Raw genomic sequence first — 17,661 nt, forward strand, 5'->3', positions numbered from 1 at the left:
GAGAATCTTTCAACCTCCCGGAAGCCAAGTTCAAGAAGGATTAGCGCTCCGCTTCACCCGACTGACACAAAACTCACCCTAGCGCACAATCTCTAGCAGCTCATCTAAACTGCGGATTTCATAGGTAGGCAGCACACCCGGATCTCCCGGCTTCTCCAGCGGATTGAACCAGCAGGTATCGATGCCATAATTGATCCCGCCCTGAATATCCGAGGTCAGGGAGTCACCGACAATCAGCACCTTACTTTTATCAGAAATACCAAGCCGCTCAAAAGCATAATCAAAAATCCCCGTCTCCGGCTTCTGATACCCGGTCTCCTCAGAGATAATAATCGCCTCGAACACCTCGCTCAGCGGCGAACCCTTGATTCTGGATTGCTGCACATCCTTGATTCCATTCGTAATAATCGCCAGTCTGCATCCGGCAAGCTCTCCGCACAGCTCTATCGCGCCTTGAATCAGGAACGTGCCTTCACCGAGGAACCGCAGATAAGCTTCGCTGAATTCATCCGGCTTAAGCTCAAGGCTATGTGCGGCAAACAGCCGGTTGAACCGCTCCACCCGCAGCGCGGCAGAGGTAATCCGCCCCTGCTCGAAATCCTTCCATAGCGAATGGTTAATTGCTTTGTAGCTGGCGGCATAGTCCTCCGCCCCTGTCGGCAGGCCAAAATGGGCAAAGGCGTGGTACAAGGCATGGCTCTCCGCCATCCCGTAATCAAACAGCGTATCATCAGCATCAAATAAAATACATTCGTATTTCAAAATAATTCCCTCCATCTCGTTTGCCGGTTCGACAACGTATAACCTTCTGCGATATAATTTACTCAGACCAGCCTAAATAAATCAACGGGGTGATTGTCATTTTATACGTTTTAGCGTTTCTCGTGTCATTTTTTATCGTTTATCTGCTGATTCCCCCTCTTGGTAAGCTCGCTTTCCGGCTTGATTTTGTGGACAGGCCCAGGGAAGATGTAGAACGCAAAATACATAGGGAGCCGATTCCGCTCACGGCCAGCTATGCCATATTCGTAGGCTTCTTTATTACATATCTGCTGTTTGCCCGGGATTTCTCACTGGAGACGCTGGCCCTGTTCATCGGCGGCGTGCTGCTGCTGACTATAGGAACCATTGATGACTGGTACAAAACCAAAGGCAAGGACTTCCCGGCGCTTCCGAAATTCATTGTTCAGATCGCCGCAGCGATTCTCGTCTTTTTCTCAGGCAATGCCTTCACGGGATTCATCAATCCCTTCTCAGGAGATTATATCTCACTGCCGTTCATTCTGCAGTTCCTGCTGACGATTATCTGGATATTCGGCGTCACCACGGTGATTAATTTCTCTGACGGCATGGATGGCCTGGCAGGAGGACTGACGGCGATCTCGGCAGTAACCCTGTTCGTAGTCGCCATTACCATGGGACAATCTTCGTCGGCCATCATGGCGATGTCGCTTATCGGGGTCACAGTCGCGTATCTGCGCTACAACAAGGCTCCCGCCAAAATCTTCATGGGTGACGCCGGTGCCACCTTCCTCGGCTTCATTCTGGCCGTGATTGCGCTCGACGGTGCCTTCAAGCAGGCAACGGTGCTGTCCCTGTGCATCCCGATTCTTGCGCTCGGCGTGCCGATCTTCGATAATATTTTTGTTGTCGTCAAAAGGTTCCTCAAGGGCCAGGCCATCTATCAGGCCGACGCCACCCAGGTTCATTACCGCCTGCTCAAAGCCGGCCTGAACCAGAAACAGGTCGTTGCTGTGCTGTATCTAGTCAGCGTCTGCCTGTCGTTATCATCGATTATTCTGCTGCTGATTCAGATCTAAGTGTTTAAGCCCCCTCGGTTCGAGGGGGCTTTTGTTTAGGCTCAGTTCACTGCAATTGTTCGATTAATCCGCTTATACGCTTATACGCTTTCCGGGGCAAAGATCTGGTGACTTTTATAAAATCCTGCCCATAATACAACATTCCCTTCATCCTATCGGCCTAAATCCAGCATTGTTGTACAAAAGGCATGATTTAGCCTTTCTCAAGCGGCTTAGCAGGATTATTCTTGTATTTCATACAACAATCCGCCTGAATACCTTGCTCTCAATGAATCAAAGTTGCACAACGTACAACTTTCAGGTCTACAGGGCTTCCTTAGAAGTCCCCATTCTGCGGAAACTACGAATCAAGTATATGGCGGCCCTTGCCTCAAGTCTCTTTCTCTTCCGTAAAATCATGCAGACGCCGGTAAATATCCAAGATCTCCGGCATCGGCATCCGGACAAGTCCGCTGGACGAAGGCGCGACAAACTCCCGCACACCATCGACCACCGGCGTCACCCCCTCCTGAAATCCCCAGTCCGCTTTGGTTCTGCGGCTGAACTCCGTGTATACGCCTTTGCCGACAAAGCAGGCGATTTCCGGACGGTATTGCTCCAGCTTGGCACGGAGCAGCTCCCGGCCCTGTGTGTATTCCTCCCGGGTAATATCTTCAGCGCCTACCGTGGGGCGGGCGACAATGTTCGTGAACCCGTAGCCCAGCTTCAGCAATTCGCCGTCCTCCGAGGTATCATACAGCCGCGGCGTCAGACCGGACTTATGCAGGATGCGCCAGAAGTTATTGCGCGGATTGGCATAGTGGTGACCCAGCTCTCCGGAACGGATGCTGGGGTTAAATCCTATGAAGACGATCTGCAGTCCATGATCCAGATGATCCGGTACCTCTTCCATTAAAGTTCCCTCCTTACACGGCAGCACCATGTGATTCATTATACTTACTTTATATAAGCATAACCCAAAGCAGAGGCTTAAGACACGCAAGCGCCTCATTATCTGAACCTCATTTCCTCTTCCGGCACGCTTCGGGCAGAATCAAGAATATCCATCCCGAAAGCGGCAGCCTCAACCGCTGTTCATTCCATGGATGCGGCAGAACAATGCCCCCGCCCGGGAAACATCACCGGATACGGGGGCATTAATCTGACATTGCTTTAATAGACAAGATGACTATGGTAGAAGGGCCTTTAGCGCTGGCGTTACGTCTTGTTCGTCTATTGAGATGTAACTCGTCATTCCAATTTTGTACTCTATCTTCACCACGTACCTGCCATCTTGTCCGGTGACATTCTGACGGTGCTCCAGAATATCATCAATAAGTGTCTTATCTTTAACCGTGACTGAACGTTCCTCATTGCGGGCCAGATTCAAACGCCGTTCAATATTGCCACGAAGCGCTGAAGCCATTCCATCCTTGTTGTAATCTTTGAAAATTACAGCCGACAATACGTCCTTTGCTGTTGCTTTAACTTTATTAGCATAGCCCTTCTGTTCCAGCCAGGTCCCCAATTCATGGTATGAAGGATACCACGGATAAGAATAATAGCGCTGATAACCTGTTGAATCCGGTTTATTGACTAACTCAATGGATGCCCGCTCAAGCTGACCGGAAACCTGATCTTCATAGGACATATTCAATACTTCCCGCTTCAGAATCTCCTTAAGCTCCTGAACCTCCTGCCGGTCAGAAATACTGACCGCCTTATCCAGATTACTCAGTCTGAAGCTGTCTACATTCCGGTCCAGCATGGACAGAACATATTTCACGCGCTTAAAGTCCGCATTCTCCATTATGGCTTTCAGTTCCGGCTCGAAACCCTTGGCCGGAACATTGTAGGTCCGCATCAGCTTCCGCCCGCTCTCCAGCTTATATACCAGGGTGAACTGCCGGTTACCCGTATAATCATAACTCGGCGCATTCCCGGGATCCGGCCTCAAAGTAACAATCGCATGATGCAGCGCAGTGACAGCTTCAATGTACCGCGGATCCGTGGATAGGATCTCTTCCTCCGGTTCCTTAATGCCGTTAATCCCTTGTGGTGGATCCTGGGTTAAGAACTCGTAATTCCCCCCGGCATATACCGCAGTCACTTTATCAACCTGTGGCACCCTGTCTTCATACCCGGTTAACCCTGACACGGGGATGTAGAGCAGCAGACCGAGCAGCACGCTGTACACCGCGAATTCAAGCGGCAGCCTGCGGTTCATGATATGCCAGGTTTTACGGAGAATCATCTCTACTACAATATAACCAACCAGCCCTCCGATAAAGACACTGCCGATGATCCAGCCAAGCTGATTCCGCCCGGTACCGAAGTAAAGGCTGGCCAGCAGCATACTGCACAGCATCACACCGGCTTTGAACAGCGGATTGAAGTAGGAGAAGGCAAGAGCCTGACCGGCTTTTTCCCCGTGGCGTTTACGGTACAGCAGGAAGGACAGCACCATGAACACAGCGGATAAAAAGGCATAGACCCACGTTTCCACACTAGTTAAAGGCTCCACGGACAGGTCCATAATACGCAGCAGCGGTGCCCAGTTATTCAGGATATTCTGCAAGCCGGACCATTCCGGATACCCGTAGAGATATCTGTTCAGATGGAGGTCGATGAATTGCAGGAGTGCAGCGGGAAGAATCAGCAGGATGAAGATCAGGATTCCCTGGAGAATGGTCTGTCCCGTGCAAATGCCTACAAATACCGTGAACACAAATAGAAACAGCGTCAGCAGGCTGACGGTCAGGCACCATTCCCAGACATCGGCTGCGTTGTAGATATACATGATGCCGTCCAGCGGACGGATGATAGCCGCAACCGCAGCCGTAATCCAGACAGGCGGAAGCAGCAGGAGCAAACCGCTCAGCGTATGGGAAGCCAGCAGATGCGAGCGCCGCAGCGGCAGGCTGTGCCACAGGTCGGAAGGCATTTTGGACTGCAGATAACGGAACAGGAATAAGCCGGCTCCAACAGGAAAAGCAACAAGGAAAGGTGCAATATCTATGCCAATGTTAAAAAGGTCCGGTATCTCCATCGGCTCCGTAAAACGATAGCCGTTCATGAGTATCTGCAGCGGGAATATGAACAACAGTACCAGTGTATATAGAATTCCGATCCAGCCGTGCTGGCGCAGATTCTGGCGGATAATGCTGCTGTTAAAGAAGTATCGGCTGCGCGTCATAACCGGCATCCCCCATTTCATAAATAAAGATTTCCTCCAGCGTCAGCGGCAGCAGATCGAACACATAAGGCTCGTAGACATGAAAAGCCTGGGCGATCCGCTCCCGGTCGCCTTTTACAATATACAGGCTGACACTCCCCCGCTGCTCCTGGTGGAGAATCTGCAGCTTGGCCTCCAGCGCCGCCGCATGGCGTTCATCGCGGAAGGCCACCTGGATCTTATGCGTGTCCGCCTTCAGATCATCCAGATCCTTCTCCACCAGCATCCGGCCTTCATGCATAATGCCGACATGGTCGCATAGATCTTCGATTTCCCGCAGGTTATGCGAGGAGATCAGCACGGTCAGCTCCCGCTCGGCCACCTCCTGGAACAGCAGATTCTTGATCTGCCTGCGCATGACCGGGTCCAGCCCGTCAATTGGCTCGTCCATAATCAGCACATCCGGCTTGCAGCTGAGGGCCAGCCAGAAGGCGGCTTGGCGCTGCATTCCTTTGGAGAAACGGCTGAGCTTGCGCCGGGTATCCAGCCGGAACGCCGTCCCGAGCTCCTCGTACCTCTTCTGGCTCCATTCCGGATAGATGGAACGGTAGAATGCCGCCATACTTCTGATAGTTGCCTGCGGGAAGAAATAAGGACTGTCCGGCATGAAGATCAGCCTGCGCTTCACCTCAGGAGCTTCGAACACCGGCTGGCCGTCTATCTTGACACTCCCTGTTTCAGGACGATAGATACCGGCGAGCGTCTTCAGCAGCGTTGTTTTACCGGCTCCGTTGGAGCCCAGCAAGCCGTAAATGGCGCCTTTATGTACAGTCAGCGAAATGTCGTCAACAGCCTTTTCCTCCTGGAAAATCTTGCTCACTCCGCGTATCTCAATCATGGCTGTTCTCCTCTCTTCTCTTATCCAGCGCCTGGCGGTACAGCGCACTCATCTCACTCTCCGTGAATCCGAGATAGACTGCCTCTGCCATCAGCCGCAGCAGCTCTTCCTTCAGCTCTGCCCGTTTACTCTCATTCTGTCCGTGCTGAAGCGGGGCTACGAAATTGCCTTTGCCCTGCAGTGAATAGATGTAACCTTCCCGCTCCAGCTCCCTATAGGCTTTCTGGATCGTATTGGGGTTCACCGTAAGCTGCGAGGATAAAGCCCTCACTGAAGGCAGCTGTTCATCCGCCTGCAGAATACCATGCATAATCATCTCTTTGACCTTACCGGTCAGCTGTTCATAGATCGGCTTGCGGCTGCGTACATCGAGTTCGAACATGACAGTCCTCCTTTCATATGATGTTTCACAGGATGCCAGGGTGTATTAACTGTACTACTATTATTAATACAGTCATGGGCATATGTCAATCATTAACATACAAGCATTGATTGAACCTTAACCAGCGCTTTTCCAGCGAGTCGGCCGGGTAAACAAGTTTCACTCCATGCACAAAAAGAACCCGGGCCACAAGAGGACCCGGGTTAGACGATATGCCGGCCCGTTTCGAGCCCGGTGCAGGTCAAGTACAAAACTACCAGCCCCGGGGCTGCTGCTGGGTAATACAGTGAATATTCCCGCCGCCCAAGGCGATCTCACGGGTATTGACCTGCACCACCGTGCGGTCTGTGAATAACTGCTGCACGGTCTCCAGCGCCTCCCCATCCCGCCTGTCCCCGAATGCCGGCATTACCACTCCGCCATTGCAGATATAGAAATTCACATAAGTCGCAGCGAATGTTGTACCTGAGGCACGGCTGTAGCTGCCGCTGGCCGGGTCGATCCATCCCGCCTCTTCATCTGTAATGATCAGCCGCTCCGGGATGTGCAGCCGGTGAACCTCCAGTTTGCGCCCGCGGGCATCCCTCTGCCGGATGAGCCGTGAATAGGCTTCGTGCAGCACCTCATATTGCGGATCTTCCCGGTCGTCCGTCCAGCTCATCACCACTACGCCCGGCTTCACAAAAGCGGCCACCTCATCAATATGCCCGTCCGTCTCATCATCGCTCATTCCTCTGGGCAGCCAGATAATCTTGTCTACGTTCAGCGTATCGCGCAAGTAACCCCCGATCTGCCTTTTGGACAGATGAGGGTTGCGGTTCTTATGCAGCAGACACTGCTCAGTCGTTATCAGCGTACCCTCTCCATCCACATGAACAGCTCCGCCCTCAAGGATGAAATGCCGCAGGTCATAATAGTCCAGCTTCTCGATCTCCAGCACCTTCCGCTTCACCAGCAGATCCTGGTCCCAGGGAAAATACAGCCCTCCGTCCAGTCCGCCCCAGGCGTTGAACCCCCAGTCAATTCCCCTTACCCCGCCGCTGCTGTTCACTACAAAGGTCGGGCCGATATCCCGCATCCACGCATCGTTCGAGGAGATCTCCACCACACGTACCTGCGGTGGCACAAGTGCCCGGACATGCTCATATTGGGCACTGATGGTGCCTATCGTTACAGGCTCAAACTCCGCAATCGCTGCCGCCACTCTGGCAAAAGCAGCCTGCGCCGGCTTCGCCCCCAGCCGCCAAGTGTCCGTCCGGGTCGGCCAGAGCATCCATGTCCCCTGATGCGGCTCGAATTCTCCGGGCATACGGTAGCCGTCTTGTCTGGGTGTACTGGTAATTCTGCGTGGCATAAGCATCCCTCCCGGCACTTGAACAGGATGGGGGACCGCAGAGAACGCTGCCCGGCATCTCGTCCTGTTCCAATTTATGCGGGGCCGGGACTTATTGCTACGATTCGGAACACCGGTGAACAAAATAATCACTGTCCAGTTTCGCAAACAAACAGCTGTAGAGATACGACACGCTAATTATCAAACGCTGCCCCGCCGCTGTCTGCGTTCATCACTGAATAAAGCTGCGGCGATGCCGGGCAGGATCAGGTAACTTGCGAACTTATAAGTCTGGCTGAAAGCATCTGCGGCAGCCTGCTGCTGCACATCCGCTCCAGGTATCACCCGTATGTTAGCGGAGCTCGCTGCTCTCAACTGCCCGGCTGTATTATGCTGCAGCACGGTTACGATAACCGCCACGCCGAGCACACTTCCCAGCGACTTTGCCATATTGGTTACCCCCGAAGCTATGCCCACCTTGTCTTAAGGAACGACCCGGATGACCGAAGACATGACAGGCGCCATCGAGAGCCCCACCTAAGATGATCATAGAAACAGATGTGCTGTTGAACGCTCTGATCCGCAGCAATGACAAGTAGCGCCTCCGTTACTCTCGTGCTAACACATCTGGCCGCTGATTCAGCCGGCGCGAACCTGCATTGTTGTACTTTATGCAGGATTTCCGGCGATTCGGCGGGCCATATCCAGAATTGTTGTACTTTCTGCAGGATTTCCACCAGATTGACGCTTCAGCGGTACCGATTGTTGTATTTTGTACAAGATTTCCACCAGATCGACGCTTCAGCGCCACCGATTGTTGTATTTCGTGCAGGATTTTCGCAATTGCGGTTTGGTGGTTTGGCCAGTTTGGCGATTTGGCTGTCTGGCAACCTAGCCCTATTCACCCTTTCACTTTTCACAAGGGTTGTTTCCATATTTCCCTGTACAAGCCGCAAAAAAAGAGCAAGCCGCCGTAAACCTCCCGCAGCTTACTCTTTTGCATTCAAATCCTTCTGATCACCGTTTATCCTTCCAGAAATTCACCGGCTCCATATCCTTCGTAATGACCTGGAAGGTGTAGCCTTCCTCCTTAAGCGCTTCTAGCAGACGCGGCAGCACCTTGAGCGTAGCCTTCTGATCATGCATCAGAATAACCGGATTAGTCTTCGACTTCTTCAGCGTGCGAACCTGCTCCATTACTGTATTGTAGATCTTGTCACTGTCCTCTTTGTACTTCCAGTCATTCGAATCCACATTCCAGTCCCAGAGATGATAGCCCTGACCCAGTACCATATCCCGGAAAGACTTGGTGAAATAGGGCTTGCTTCCATAAGGCGGCCGGATTAGCGTTGTAGTAGCACCCGTCAGCTTCTTGAGGACAGCATTATCGCCTGACATCTCTGCCAGTGCCGCAGCCGGAGAAGCATAGAATTTCTCCTTGCGGTGTGTCATGCCATGAAGCCCCAGGCCGTAGTCCTCCTTCACAATCCGCTTCACCTGCGAAGGATATTTGTTCATATTATTTCCCAGCATGAAGAAGGTTGCCTGCACCTCATACTTGCTTAAGATATCCAGCAGCTGGGAAGTCGTCGCCGACGGGCCGTCATCAAAAGTAAGATACACGGTTTGTCCCGGCTTGCCGGGTTCAGCGGATGGCGCAGGAGCCGCAGGCACTGTTTCCTTCGGCTTCAGCTCTGCTGCATACTTGGTGACAAAGGCGTCATCCGTAAGTCCCGCCGAGCCGTCCTTCACCCGGAGTAAATATTTATCCCCCGCAAAGGATATGATATACCCAAGATACCCGCTTACTTTCAGCGGAACCATAAGTTTACCGTCCTGCAAAAAAGTGCTCACAGGCACCACTGTACCATCTTTGAGCACAGCACCGGCATCACCCTGTAAGGTCAGCGACCCGGAGCCGCCAGACACCAGAACTCCGTCAGTCAGGCCGGTAAGCGTCCATTTTAATTCATCGGCCAGAGCACGCAGCGGGACATAATAAGTGCCTTTTACAGACACGGCTTCTATACCGCTCAATTTATCGTTGATCCCGAGCTTTAGTACATTAGTCTTACCTTCAGCGTTAGCAGGGATCTGTACAAGACCCGTAATCAGGAATAAAGAGAAGAATAACAGCATTATTTTTTTAATGGGCACAGCAGCAATCTCCAATCTATGTATATTTGTCTATTACTTTATCACACATAGATATAACGTAATTTGAGAGATTGTAACCGCAAGCTAAAATATTGTTACCCTTTTTGCAATGAGAAAATGATTATTCAGCTTTTTTTCTGAAATACGACAATTCGCGTCGAATGCTGTCACAGCAAGCAATATGCGGTTAAATCACATCTTTTTGACCCAAAATAAATGTGACAAAATTAATAACAATTGTGCAATCTTGAACAAAGTTTGAACAACCTTAAAATCAGCTTAAACTGCGCCACTACAGTGATCTTTATCATACCTTTAAGTAGTTGTAACAATTTGATCACACATATTTAACTTGTTCGCCATTTTTAAGGCCTTTTTTAGCTTAATATACAAAATATGTATTTTGCATTATGGGTAAGTAGTTCTTACTATAGATACAGGTTAAGTAGTAAGACCGTTAATGAACGGCGAATGAAAAGTAGTATTGAAGGAAGGAGTTCTATATGAAAAAAAAGGGACCGTTATACGCTTTGTTTCTAAGCCTGATCCTTCTCCTGCCGGGATGCAGCTCGATCGCTGTTCTGAACCCGAAGGGGCCGTCTGCAAGGACGTTATCGGACACCATCATTCTCTCCATTGTTGTAATGCTTAGTGTTCTGGCAGTTGTCTACATCTTATATATCTTTGTACTGGTGAAATACCGGGCGAAGAAGAGTAACGAGGGTTATATTCCTGAACACGAGGAGGGCAACAAGGTACTTGAAGCGATCTGGATTATTATCCCGATCATTATCGTCGCCTTCTTGTCAGTAGTAACCGTCAAGACAACTACCGAGGTTGAGAACGTGGCCGCGGATTACAAAGATCAGACACCGCTGGTCATTTACGCATCATCCTCCAACTGGAAATGGCATTTCAGCTATCCGGAGGAAGGCATTGAAACGGTTAACTACGTGAATATGCCTGTGCATCGTGCAGTTGAATTCAGAATGTACTCATTCGGCACCATTACCAGCTTATGGATTCCACAACTTGCCGGACAAAAGTACGCCATGAGCGACATGCTCACCACGCTTCACCTTTCTGCTGATACCGAAGGCTCTTATATCGGAAAGAATGCCAACTTCAGCGGTAAAGGCTTTGCCCACATGGAATTTGAAGCTCTTGTTATGAGCAACAAGGATTATGACGAATGGGTGAACGACGTCAAGGAAACCGCGCCAGAGCTTACAGAGGATGAATTCAAAGGCCTGCTCGCCACGGACTTCCTCGGACGCAAAACCTATTCCTCGACCCATTTGGAGTTCAGTCCTCCCCCTGGAGACCACAGTGAGCACATGAGTGGTGACGGAAGTGAGATGGATATGGACAACGGCAGTGAAGAGCATCAGGATAACAAAGAGATCCACCCTTCTCCTGAGCCGTCCAGCGGAACCGAATTTGACAGCGAACCTGATCCGGAAGTCGAACAGCCGCTGCCAAGCTCACCCGTAGATGCCGAGACTCATGATGGCCACTAGCTCTGCAAGAGCTTAACGTAACACACTGAAAGGAGCCACCCTAATGGATTTAGACAAATTTAAGGTTCACGGCGAACCCTTGATATACGGAGCCATGGTCAGCATTGCACTTGCCACCATCGGGATTCTCGTCGGGCTTACCTATTTCAAGAAATGGGGATACCTCTGGCGTGAATGGCTTACTACTGTAGATCACAAAAAAATTGGTGTCATGTATATCCTCGCGGCGCTGCTCATGCTGTTCCGCGGCGGTGTGGACGCGATGATGATGCGCCTGCAGACGGCAGCGCCAGAAATGAAATTCCTTGATGCCCAGCATTACAATGAGGTATTTACCACGCATGGCCTAATCATGATCCTGTTCATGGCCATGCCATTCATCATCGGTCTGATGAATGTGATCATTCCGCTGCAGATCGGCGCGCGTGACGTCGCGTTCCCGCGGCTTAACGCCGTCAGCTTCTGGCTCTTCTTCATGGGGGCCATGCTGCTGAACATTTCCTTCGTTATCGGCGGATCGCCGGATGCCGGATGGTCAGCCTACTTCCCGCTGGCGAGTCTCGAATTCAGCCCGACGGTCGGTAACAACTACTACTCTCTGGCTCTGCAGATTTCCGGTATCGGGACGCTGATTACAGGGGTCAACTTTATCGTAACGATTCTCAAGATGCGCGCACCGGGCATGAAGCTGATGAAGATGCCGATGTTCACCTGGTCCGTACTCATCACCAACGTCATTATCGTCTTCGCCTTCCCGGTACTTACTGTCGCGCTTGCGCTGATGATGTTCGACCGCCTGTTCGGCTCCCAGTTCTTCACGATGGCCAACGGCGGGATGGATATGCTCTGGGCCAATCTGTTCTGGGTATGGGGTCATCCGGAGGTCTATATCGTTATTCTGCCGGCCTTCGGTATTTATAGCGAAATTATCGCCACCTTCTCCAAAAAGAACCTGTACGGATATACCTCAATGGTATTCAGTATGCTGATTATCTCGCTCCTGTCCTTCCTCGTATGGGCTCACCATTTCTATACGATGGGTCAAGGCGCCATGGTCAACAGCTTCTTCTCGATTACCACGATGGCCATTGCCGTTCCTACAGGGGTTAAGATATTTAACTGGCTGTTCACCCTGCGAAAAGGCAGGATTACCTTCACAACGCCAATGCTGTATACACTCGCCTTTATTCCGATTTTCACCATCGGCGGGGTAACGGGTGTCATGCTCGCAATGGCCAGTGCCGATTACCAGTATCACAACACGATGTTCCTTGTGGCGCATTTCCACTATGTGCTCATTCCGGGTGCCGTGTTCGCCGTCATCGCCGGGTTCCATTACTGGTTCCCTAAAGTGTTCGGCTTCCGCCTTAATGAACGGCTCGGTAAGCATTCCTTCTGGTGGATCGTGATTTCCTTCAACGTAACCTTCTTCCCGCTGTTCTTCCTGGGTCTGATGGGAATGACACGCCGGACGTATACCTATTCCGAGGAATCAGGCTTTGGCCCGCTGAATATGCTGTCCTTCGTAGGGGCAGTCGGGCTGGCTATCGGATTCCTGCTGCTGGTCTACAATATTTACTGGAGCACACGTTATATGCCTAGAGACACAACAAGTGATCCATGGGATGGACGGACACTCGAATGGGCTACGCATAGCCCGATGCCGATCTACAACTTCGCAATTGTCCCTACTGTGCAGACCCGTGATGCCTTGTGGTCCGCGAAGCAGGACAATATCCCGCTCTATGACGACAAAAAAATCACCAAGATCCATATGCCTAGCAATACCGGCAAGCCGTTCATTCTGGGCGTGATCTTCTTCATCCTGGGATTCTCCCTGGTATTCAGCTTATGGATTCCGGCCATCCTCTCAGGTATCGGTGTCATTGTCATGCTGGCCTTCATGTCCTTCGACCGGGATCACGGCTACTATATTTCGGCTGAAGAGGTTATCGCTACAGAAAAGAAATTGAAGCGGGGTGAGACTGTATGAAAATAGATGCGTCCAAGCCGCTCGAATATTCAACGGAAGAGAACAGTAACAAGATCTTCGGCTTCTGGGTCTTTCTCGGAGCTGAAATCCCTCTCTTCGCTACATTGTTTACAGTATATTTCGTAATGGTCAACCGCTTTGCCAGCGGACCGAGCGCCAGCGAGCTGTTCAAAATCGGCCCTGTGCTGATCGAGACCTTCCTGCTGCTGTCGAGCTCCTTCACGATCGGCCTGGCTATCCATGCCATGCGGCATGGCTATAAGAAAGCGATGATGGTCTTCATGGCCATCACGCTGCTTATGGGTCTCGGCTTTATCGGCATTGAAATTGACGAGTTCTTCACTTACGTGCATGAGGGTGCGACCCTGCAAACCAGCGGTTTCCTCTCCAGTCTGTTCGTACTGCTCGGAACGCATGGTGCCCACGTCAGCTTCGGCTTCCTGTGGGGAGCGGGAATCATGATTCAGCTGTGGCGCCACGGCATCACACCGGCCACCGCCAACAAGGCTTTTATCTTCTCCCTGTTCTGGCATTTCCTGGACGTTGTCTGGATCTTTATCTTCAGCTTCGTCTACCTGAAAGGACTGATGTGACATGATGAAGCAACTGTTCCCAATTCGCCATGTGATGGGTTATCTGGCCTCTCTGGTCCTTTCTGCCGCTGCGCTGATTGTCATCTACGGAGATCTCTCCTCCGGGGCCAATATGGCCGTGCTGCTGATTACAGCGCTTATCCAGGCTTCTCTGCAGCTGTTTGTATTCATGCACATCGGGGAATCGGCCGACTCCAAGAAAGAGCTGTACATCAACATCGCCTATGCACTGTTCGTGGGTCTGGTTACCATCTTCGGAACCCTGTTCATCTTCGTGTGGGGCTGGTACTCTTAAACTTTATGAGGGGCGGGAACGTCCCTTCCACGCAGCATAATAAAAGCGGTCCGTTTCCGGTATGTTCCGGGACGGGCCGCTTTTTTTGGCTAGACTGTATTTTAAATATTAACTTAAAGCATTAACTAAAAGCTCAATCGTCACTACGGTGAATATTTGGACTTCCGGCCGCTGCCCGTCTACAGATTTCTTGGATTGATACCGCTTCTTGGCGGTCGAAATCCGTAGACAAAGGCGGACGCTACCGCTCCTACAGTTCCAAAATCCCCCTCCGATCCTTTGCGCTTTTTGTTATTATCTAGCTATCTCAGATGCTCTCAGTAAATAATCACTAATCCTGCAACTGCACCACACTGCTGCTGCTCTCATCCCCGCTCCATTCGGTATACGCAAGCTGTTTGCCCGAAGGGCTCCAGGAGGTCGTCAGATTCCCTGTACCATCTGCAACCTTGACAGACTTACCCGATTCCAGATCGTAGACATAAAGAGCAGTAGAGGCCGTACCGTCCCCGTCAGCGGACATGCTGTAGGCAATCATCCGCTGGTCCGGCGACCAGGAGATACCGCCAAGCTCCGCGCCTTCCACGATAATCTTCTGATTTCCCCCGTCTGTATCAGTGAGGAGCAGCGCTTGTGCGGAATCCTTATATTGCTGGACCAGCAGCTGATCTCCGCCCGGTGAAGGAATTACGCTGCCGACACGGTCAATTTTCAAGGTGGCTTTTTCCTTGGTATTCAGATCGAAGGTTTGCAGCGATTCGCCGGAATTGGAGGTGTAATAAATCTTATCTTTGATTTGCCGGACAACAATCAGTCCTTCACCGCTAAGCCCCTCTACCGCAGCGATCTTACCGGAGGTATTTGCTGTAAAAGCACCGCCGCTGTATGCAGGTCCTATAACAGTGTCATCATCAGCCCACCGGGCGCTCATAGCTCCTGCAATGTCATCGCCTGTGATGCTGAAGGTCTTCTTTGACCCTAAATCCATCACATAGTAGACCGGATCTCCTAATGAGAATTCACTATACAGCAGATGCTTGTGATCGGATGACAATACAGCGTCTCCCAGAAACACATTTTCCTGTTCCTTGATCAATTCAAATTCTTTGGTATCCAGGTGGTAGAAGTACAGGCTTTTGGGCAATGAATCCGCGAGCTCCTCCAGACTCATTTTACCTAACTTGTCGTTCTCCTTGGACACTACAACCGTATCCTCATCCATCCAGTCAGAAATAATTATATTCTCATAATGCCTGATCTCCCCCGCCGTTACCCCAGGCCCGGCTGCTTCCCGGGTTGGTTCGGCAGATTTGACGGGTTCAGCCGTGGCATTATTTCCGTCCTGACCTGCACTGCAGGCAATAAGTGTGCTCAATAATACCGGAACTAGGGCCAGTTTGAATATTGGGGTCCTCATCCTGTGAATCGCCTCCTTTGAATTCAGGTTCACTTCCTGGAATGATCATCCAATCATGGAATCATGGAATCGCGCTCAAGATGCCCTTCCGTTTCCTTAGCAATACTCCGGAGCTACTCTCCCGGTATCATTAAAGACGTGAGCAGAAAGCCGTATGTTGCAGGAAGCTGCCTGTTGTCGTAGGGCCGGATGACCTTATTCATTCAAAAAAAGCCTTGTTAAGCTGCATATAACAGGAAACTCCCTGCTATCTTTAGCCGAACAAGGCTTCAGTACTTCCTATAGCTTGAACCGGGCCAGATGCTTCTGCAGATCCTCGGCCAATGTGGCGAGGTACTGGGCAGAGGAAGACATCTCCCCCATCGCGGTTAGCTGCTGCTCACTCGCTGCGCTTGTGTCCTGAACATCACCGGCGCCTTTACGCGAGATTTCATCCACCTCAGCCATCGCCTGGGCTACGCCCTCCGATTCCTGGGCGACATGTCCGATAACCTCCGTAATCAATTCCATCTGCTCGCTGGCTGCTTGAATAGAGGTCTGTATCTCAGTAAATGCGGCGGAGACCACTTCGCTCTGTGCTACGCCATGGGAGACAATCCCGGAGCCCAGCTCCATGGATTCCACTGCGCTTTCAGTCTGCTGGCGGATATGGGTAATAATCTCCGTAATCTGCAGCGAGCTTCTTCCGGTAGCTTCCGCAAGCTTGCGGATTTCACCCGCAACGACAGCGAAGCCCCGCCCATGCTCTCCCGCTCTGGCCGCTTCAATCGAGGCATTCAGTGACAGCAGATTAGTCTGGGTAGCAATGTCATTGATGGTTGTGATGATCGTGTTGATTTCTTCGGACAGGCTGCCCAGACTGCCGACAATACTCTGGCTTGCCGATACACTGGAGTCGATCTCCCGCATTTGGGCCAGAATCCGTTCAACCGCTTCGACGCCCCGGTCCGTTGATGAGGCAGCCTGTGCCATCAGACCGTTCATTTCATTGCCGCTGTGCCGGGCCTCGGTAATATCATACGTCATCGTCCGGACTGACCGGGCGGTACGTGCGATGCTCTCGGCCTGCACATCGAATCCGGCAGCGATTTCACTTGAGGTCTCGGCGATCATCTGGGAAGCATGCGCCGTCTGTTCTGCGCTGGCGCTCATCTCCTCTGAGGAAGCCGACAGAATCTCGGCACTCTCGGAAACTCCGCGCATCATATTCTGGAGGCCTTCCAGCATTGTATTAAACGAAGTGTTAATCTGGCCGATTTCATCCTTCGACTGATAGGAGGCGGCAGCAGTCAAATCCCCCTCCTCTGCCCGCTTCATCAGCTGCTGCAGTTCCTTGAGCGGTTTCGTAATCAACCGGGTAATCATGATGCTGATCACAATACTCAGAACCCAGGCAATAGTAATCAGAATGCCGCTTAAAGTGATGGAGCTCTTGGCGCTTGCTACAGTATCCTCATTATGCGCGGATGAATCCTGTACAAGCAGGGCCGCAGTATCCTCCAGCAGGTTAACCATCGTCCGGCGCGATTCACTGAACGCTCCACCCGAGAAAACCTGATAACCCTCATCATTCAGTTTATTGTCGGCAAGATGGATGATATTATCACGCTGGGAGCGGTAGTCGGGCAGAAGGAGCAGATATTCGTTGATATTGGCCGCGATTTTGTCATTGCTGAACTCAACCGTCTTGAGCTGTTCTAAAAGTTCATTGTTCGTAGTGATATTCGTTTCAATAGCCGCCTTAAGCTCCTGACTCTTGGCAGCATCCCTGGTAATGAGATCCTCCAGCAGAAAAGATTCGATCGCCCGGTTATTCCCGCGGATCTCCGTAATGAGATAAATCGGCAGCAAATTCTGTTCGTATGTCTCCTGGGACCTGTCCGCCATTCTGCTGGTGGTCATAATGCCTGTCGTCCCAATGCCTATGAGTAACACTACAATCACTGCAATCAGCAAAGTCATTTTATGCTTAATCTTCAGATGTCTCATTTCTTATAATCCCGCCTTCTCGATATCTTGCTGTAACTGTATTTATCGGAGAATTAGGCCAAAATGTTGATAATACGCTGAAAAAAATGTCGAAAAAAGAAAAATATTAT

At 51.1% G+C, this 17,661-nt stretch carries 15 protein-coding genes; 5 read left to right on the top strand and 10 right to left on the bottom strand.

The window, feature by feature from the left end:
• Positions 1 to 78: 78 nt before the first annotated feature.
• The gene (locus tag NSQ73_RS27525; RefSeq protein WP_340989049.1) at positions 79 to 762 is read right to left on the bottom strand and encodes a YjjG family noncanonical pyrimidine nucleotidase; all 684 of its coding nucleotides are present in this window, start codon (positions 760 to 762) and stop codon (positions 79 to 81) included.
• Between the two features lie 98 nt (positions 763 to 860).
• On the opposite strand from NSQ73_RS27525, the gene NSQ73_RS27530 reads away from it, so the two are divergent.
• A complete protein-coding gene (locus tag NSQ73_RS27530) occupies positions 861 to 1,820 on the top strand; it encodes an MraY family glycosyltransferase (protein WP_171720677.1) in 960 nt (319 codons plus the stop codon).
• A gap of 370 nt (positions 1,821 to 2,190) precedes the next feature.
• Here the strand turns inward: NSQ73_RS27530 and NSQ73_RS27535 are convergent, their stop codons facing one another.
• From NSQ73_RS27535 to NSQ73_RS27565, 7 genes are all read right to left on the bottom strand, one after another.
• Complete coding sequence (locus NSQ73_RS27535; RefSeq protein ID WP_340989051.1) at positions 2,191 to 2,712, bottom strand: mismatch-specific DNA-glycosylase; 522 nt, start codon at positions 2,710 to 2,712, stop codon at positions 2,191 to 2,193.
• 276 nt (positions 2,713 to 2,988) lie between these two features.
• Positions 2,989 to 4,995: a DUF6449 domain-containing protein gene (locus NSQ73_RS27540; RefSeq protein ID WP_340989052.1), complete on the bottom strand. Its 2,007-nt coding sequence runs from the start codon at positions 4,993 to 4,995 to the stop codon at positions 2,989 to 2,991.
• Complete coding sequence (locus NSQ73_RS27545) at positions 4,970 to 5,872, bottom strand: ABC transporter ATP-binding protein (RefSeq protein ID WP_340989054.1); 903 nt, start codon at positions 5,870 to 5,872, stop codon at positions 4,970 to 4,972. The genes NSQ73_RS27540 and NSQ73_RS27545 overlap by 26 nt, the downstream gene beginning before the upstream one ends.
• Positions 5,865 to 6,254 (bottom strand): GntR family transcriptional regulator, encoded by a 390-nt coding sequence (locus tag NSQ73_RS27550; RefSeq protein WP_042133893.1) that lies wholly within the window; start codon positions 6,252 to 6,254, stop codon positions 5,865 to 5,867. The genes NSQ73_RS27545 and NSQ73_RS27550 overlap by 8 nt, the downstream gene beginning before the upstream one ends.
• Before the next feature lie 253 nt (positions 6,255 to 6,507).
• The gene (gene aguA, locus NSQ73_RS27555; RefSeq protein WP_076247379.1) at positions 6,508 to 7,608 is read right to left on the bottom strand and encodes an agmatine deiminase; all 1,101 of its coding nucleotides are present in this window, start codon (positions 7,606 to 7,608) and stop codon (positions 6,508 to 6,510) included.
• A gap of 180 nt (positions 7,609 to 7,788) precedes the next feature.
• Positions 7,789 to 8,037 (bottom strand): hypothetical protein, encoded by a 249-nt coding sequence (locus NSQ73_RS27560; RefSeq protein WP_340989055.1) that lies wholly within the window; start codon positions 8,035 to 8,037, stop codon positions 7,789 to 7,791.
• A 567-nt stretch (positions 8,038 to 8,604) separates the two neighbouring features.
• Complete coding sequence (locus NSQ73_RS27565; RefSeq protein WP_340989057.1) at positions 8,605 to 9,744, bottom strand: polysaccharide deacetylase; 1,140 nt, start codon at positions 9,742 to 9,744, stop codon at positions 8,605 to 8,607.
• Positions 9,745 to 10,247: 503 nt separating this feature from the next.
• Between NSQ73_RS27565 and qoxA the strand changes: the two genes are divergently transcribed.
• Genes qoxA through qoxD form a run of 4 tightly spaced genes read left to right on the top strand, consistent with a single transcriptional unit; the run spans position 10,248 to position 14,145 of the window.
• A complete protein-coding gene (qoxA, locus tag NSQ73_RS27570; protein WP_340989058.1) occupies positions 10,248 to 11,264 on the top strand; it encodes a cytochrome aa3 quinol oxidase subunit II in 1,017 nt (338 codons plus the stop codon).
• A gap of 43 nt (positions 11,265 to 11,307) precedes the next feature.
• On the top strand, positions 11,308 to 13,257 hold the full coding sequence (gene qoxB, locus NSQ73_RS27575) for a cytochrome aa3 quinol oxidase subunit I (protein WP_171720564.1): 1,950 nt from the start codon (positions 11,308 to 11,310) through the stop codon (positions 13,255 to 13,257).
• On the top strand, positions 13,254 to 13,850 hold the full coding sequence (gene qoxC, locus NSQ73_RS27580) for a cytochrome aa3 quinol oxidase subunit III (protein ID WP_042133881.1): 597 nt from the start codon (positions 13,254 to 13,256) through the stop codon (positions 13,848 to 13,850). Before qoxB ends, qoxC begins: the two co-directional genes overlap by 4 nt.
• Before the next feature lies 1 nt (position 13,851).
• Complete coding sequence (gene qoxD / locus NSQ73_RS27585; protein ID WP_039302907.1) at positions 13,852 to 14,145, top strand: cytochrome aa3 quinol oxidase subunit IV; 294 nt, start codon at positions 13,852 to 13,854, stop codon at positions 14,143 to 14,145.
• A 331-nt stretch (positions 14,146 to 14,476) separates the two neighbouring features.
• On the opposite strand, the gene NSQ73_RS27590 is transcribed toward qoxD, so the two are convergent.
• Together NSQ73_RS27590 and NSQ73_RS27595 are read right to left on the bottom strand one after the other, a co-directional pair.
• Entirely contained in the window at positions 14,477 to 15,562 is a 1,086-nt protein-coding gene (locus NSQ73_RS27590) for a hypothetical protein (RefSeq protein ID WP_340989060.1), read from the bottom strand.
• 279 nt (positions 15,563 to 15,841) lie between these two features.
• Entirely contained in the window at positions 15,842 to 17,551 is a 1,710-nt protein-coding gene (locus NSQ73_RS27595) for a methyl-accepting chemotaxis protein (RefSeq protein ID WP_340989061.1), read from the bottom strand.
• Positions 17,552 to 17,661: the final 110 nt, after the last annotated feature.

Source organism: Paenibacillus sp. FSL R10-2736, assembly GCF_038000245.1.
GTDB classification, from domain to species: Bacteria; Bacillota; Bacilli; order Paenibacillales; family Paenibacillaceae; genus Paenibacillus_AQ; species Paenibacillus_AQ phytohabitans.

Coding starts and splice junctions, on each gene's coding strand:
- NSQ73_RS27535 (WP_340989051.1), bottom strand. CDS start 2,712: ATGGAAGAGGTACCGGATCATCTGGATCATGGACTGCAGATCGTCTTC.
- NSQ73_RS27540 (WP_340989052.1), bottom strand. CDS start 4,995: ATGACGCGCAGCCGATACTTCTTTAACAGCAGCATTATCCGCCAGAAT.
- NSQ73_RS27545 (WP_340989054.1), bottom strand. CDS start 5,872: ATGATTGAGATACGCGGAGTGAGCAAGATTTTCCAGGAGGAAAAGGCT.
- NSQ73_RS27550 (WP_042133893.1), bottom strand. CDS start 6,254: ATGTTCGAACTCGATGTACGCAGCCGCAAGCCGATCTATGAACAGCTG.
- aguA (WP_076247379.1), bottom strand. CDS start 7,608: ATGCCACGCAGAATTACCAGTACACCCAGACAAGACGGCTACCGTATG.
- NSQ73_RS27560 (WP_340989055.1), bottom strand. CDS start 8,037: ATGGCAAAGTCGCTGGGAAGTGTGCTCGGCGTGGCGGTTATCGTAACC.
- qoxA (WP_340989058.1), top strand. CDS start 10,248: ATGAAAAAAAAGGGACCGTTATACGCTTTGTTTCTAAGCCTGATCCTT.
- qoxB (WP_171720564.1), top strand. CDS start 11,308: ATGGATTTAGACAAATTTAAGGTTCACGGCGAACCCTTGATATACGGA.
- qoxC (WP_042133881.1), top strand. CDS start 13,254: ATGAAAATAGATGCGTCCAAGCCGCTCGAATATTCAACGGAAGAGAAC.
- qoxD (WP_039302907.1), top strand. CDS start 13,852: ATGATGAAGCAACTGTTCCCAATTCGCCATGTGATGGGTTATCTGGCC.
- NSQ73_RS27590 (WP_340989060.1), bottom strand. CDS start 15,562: ATGAGGACCCCAATATTCAAACTGGCCCTAGTTCCGGTATTATTGAGC.
- NSQ73_RS27595 (WP_340989061.1), bottom strand. CDS start 17,551: ATGAGACATCTGAAGATTAAGCATAAAATGACTTTGCTGATTGCAGTG.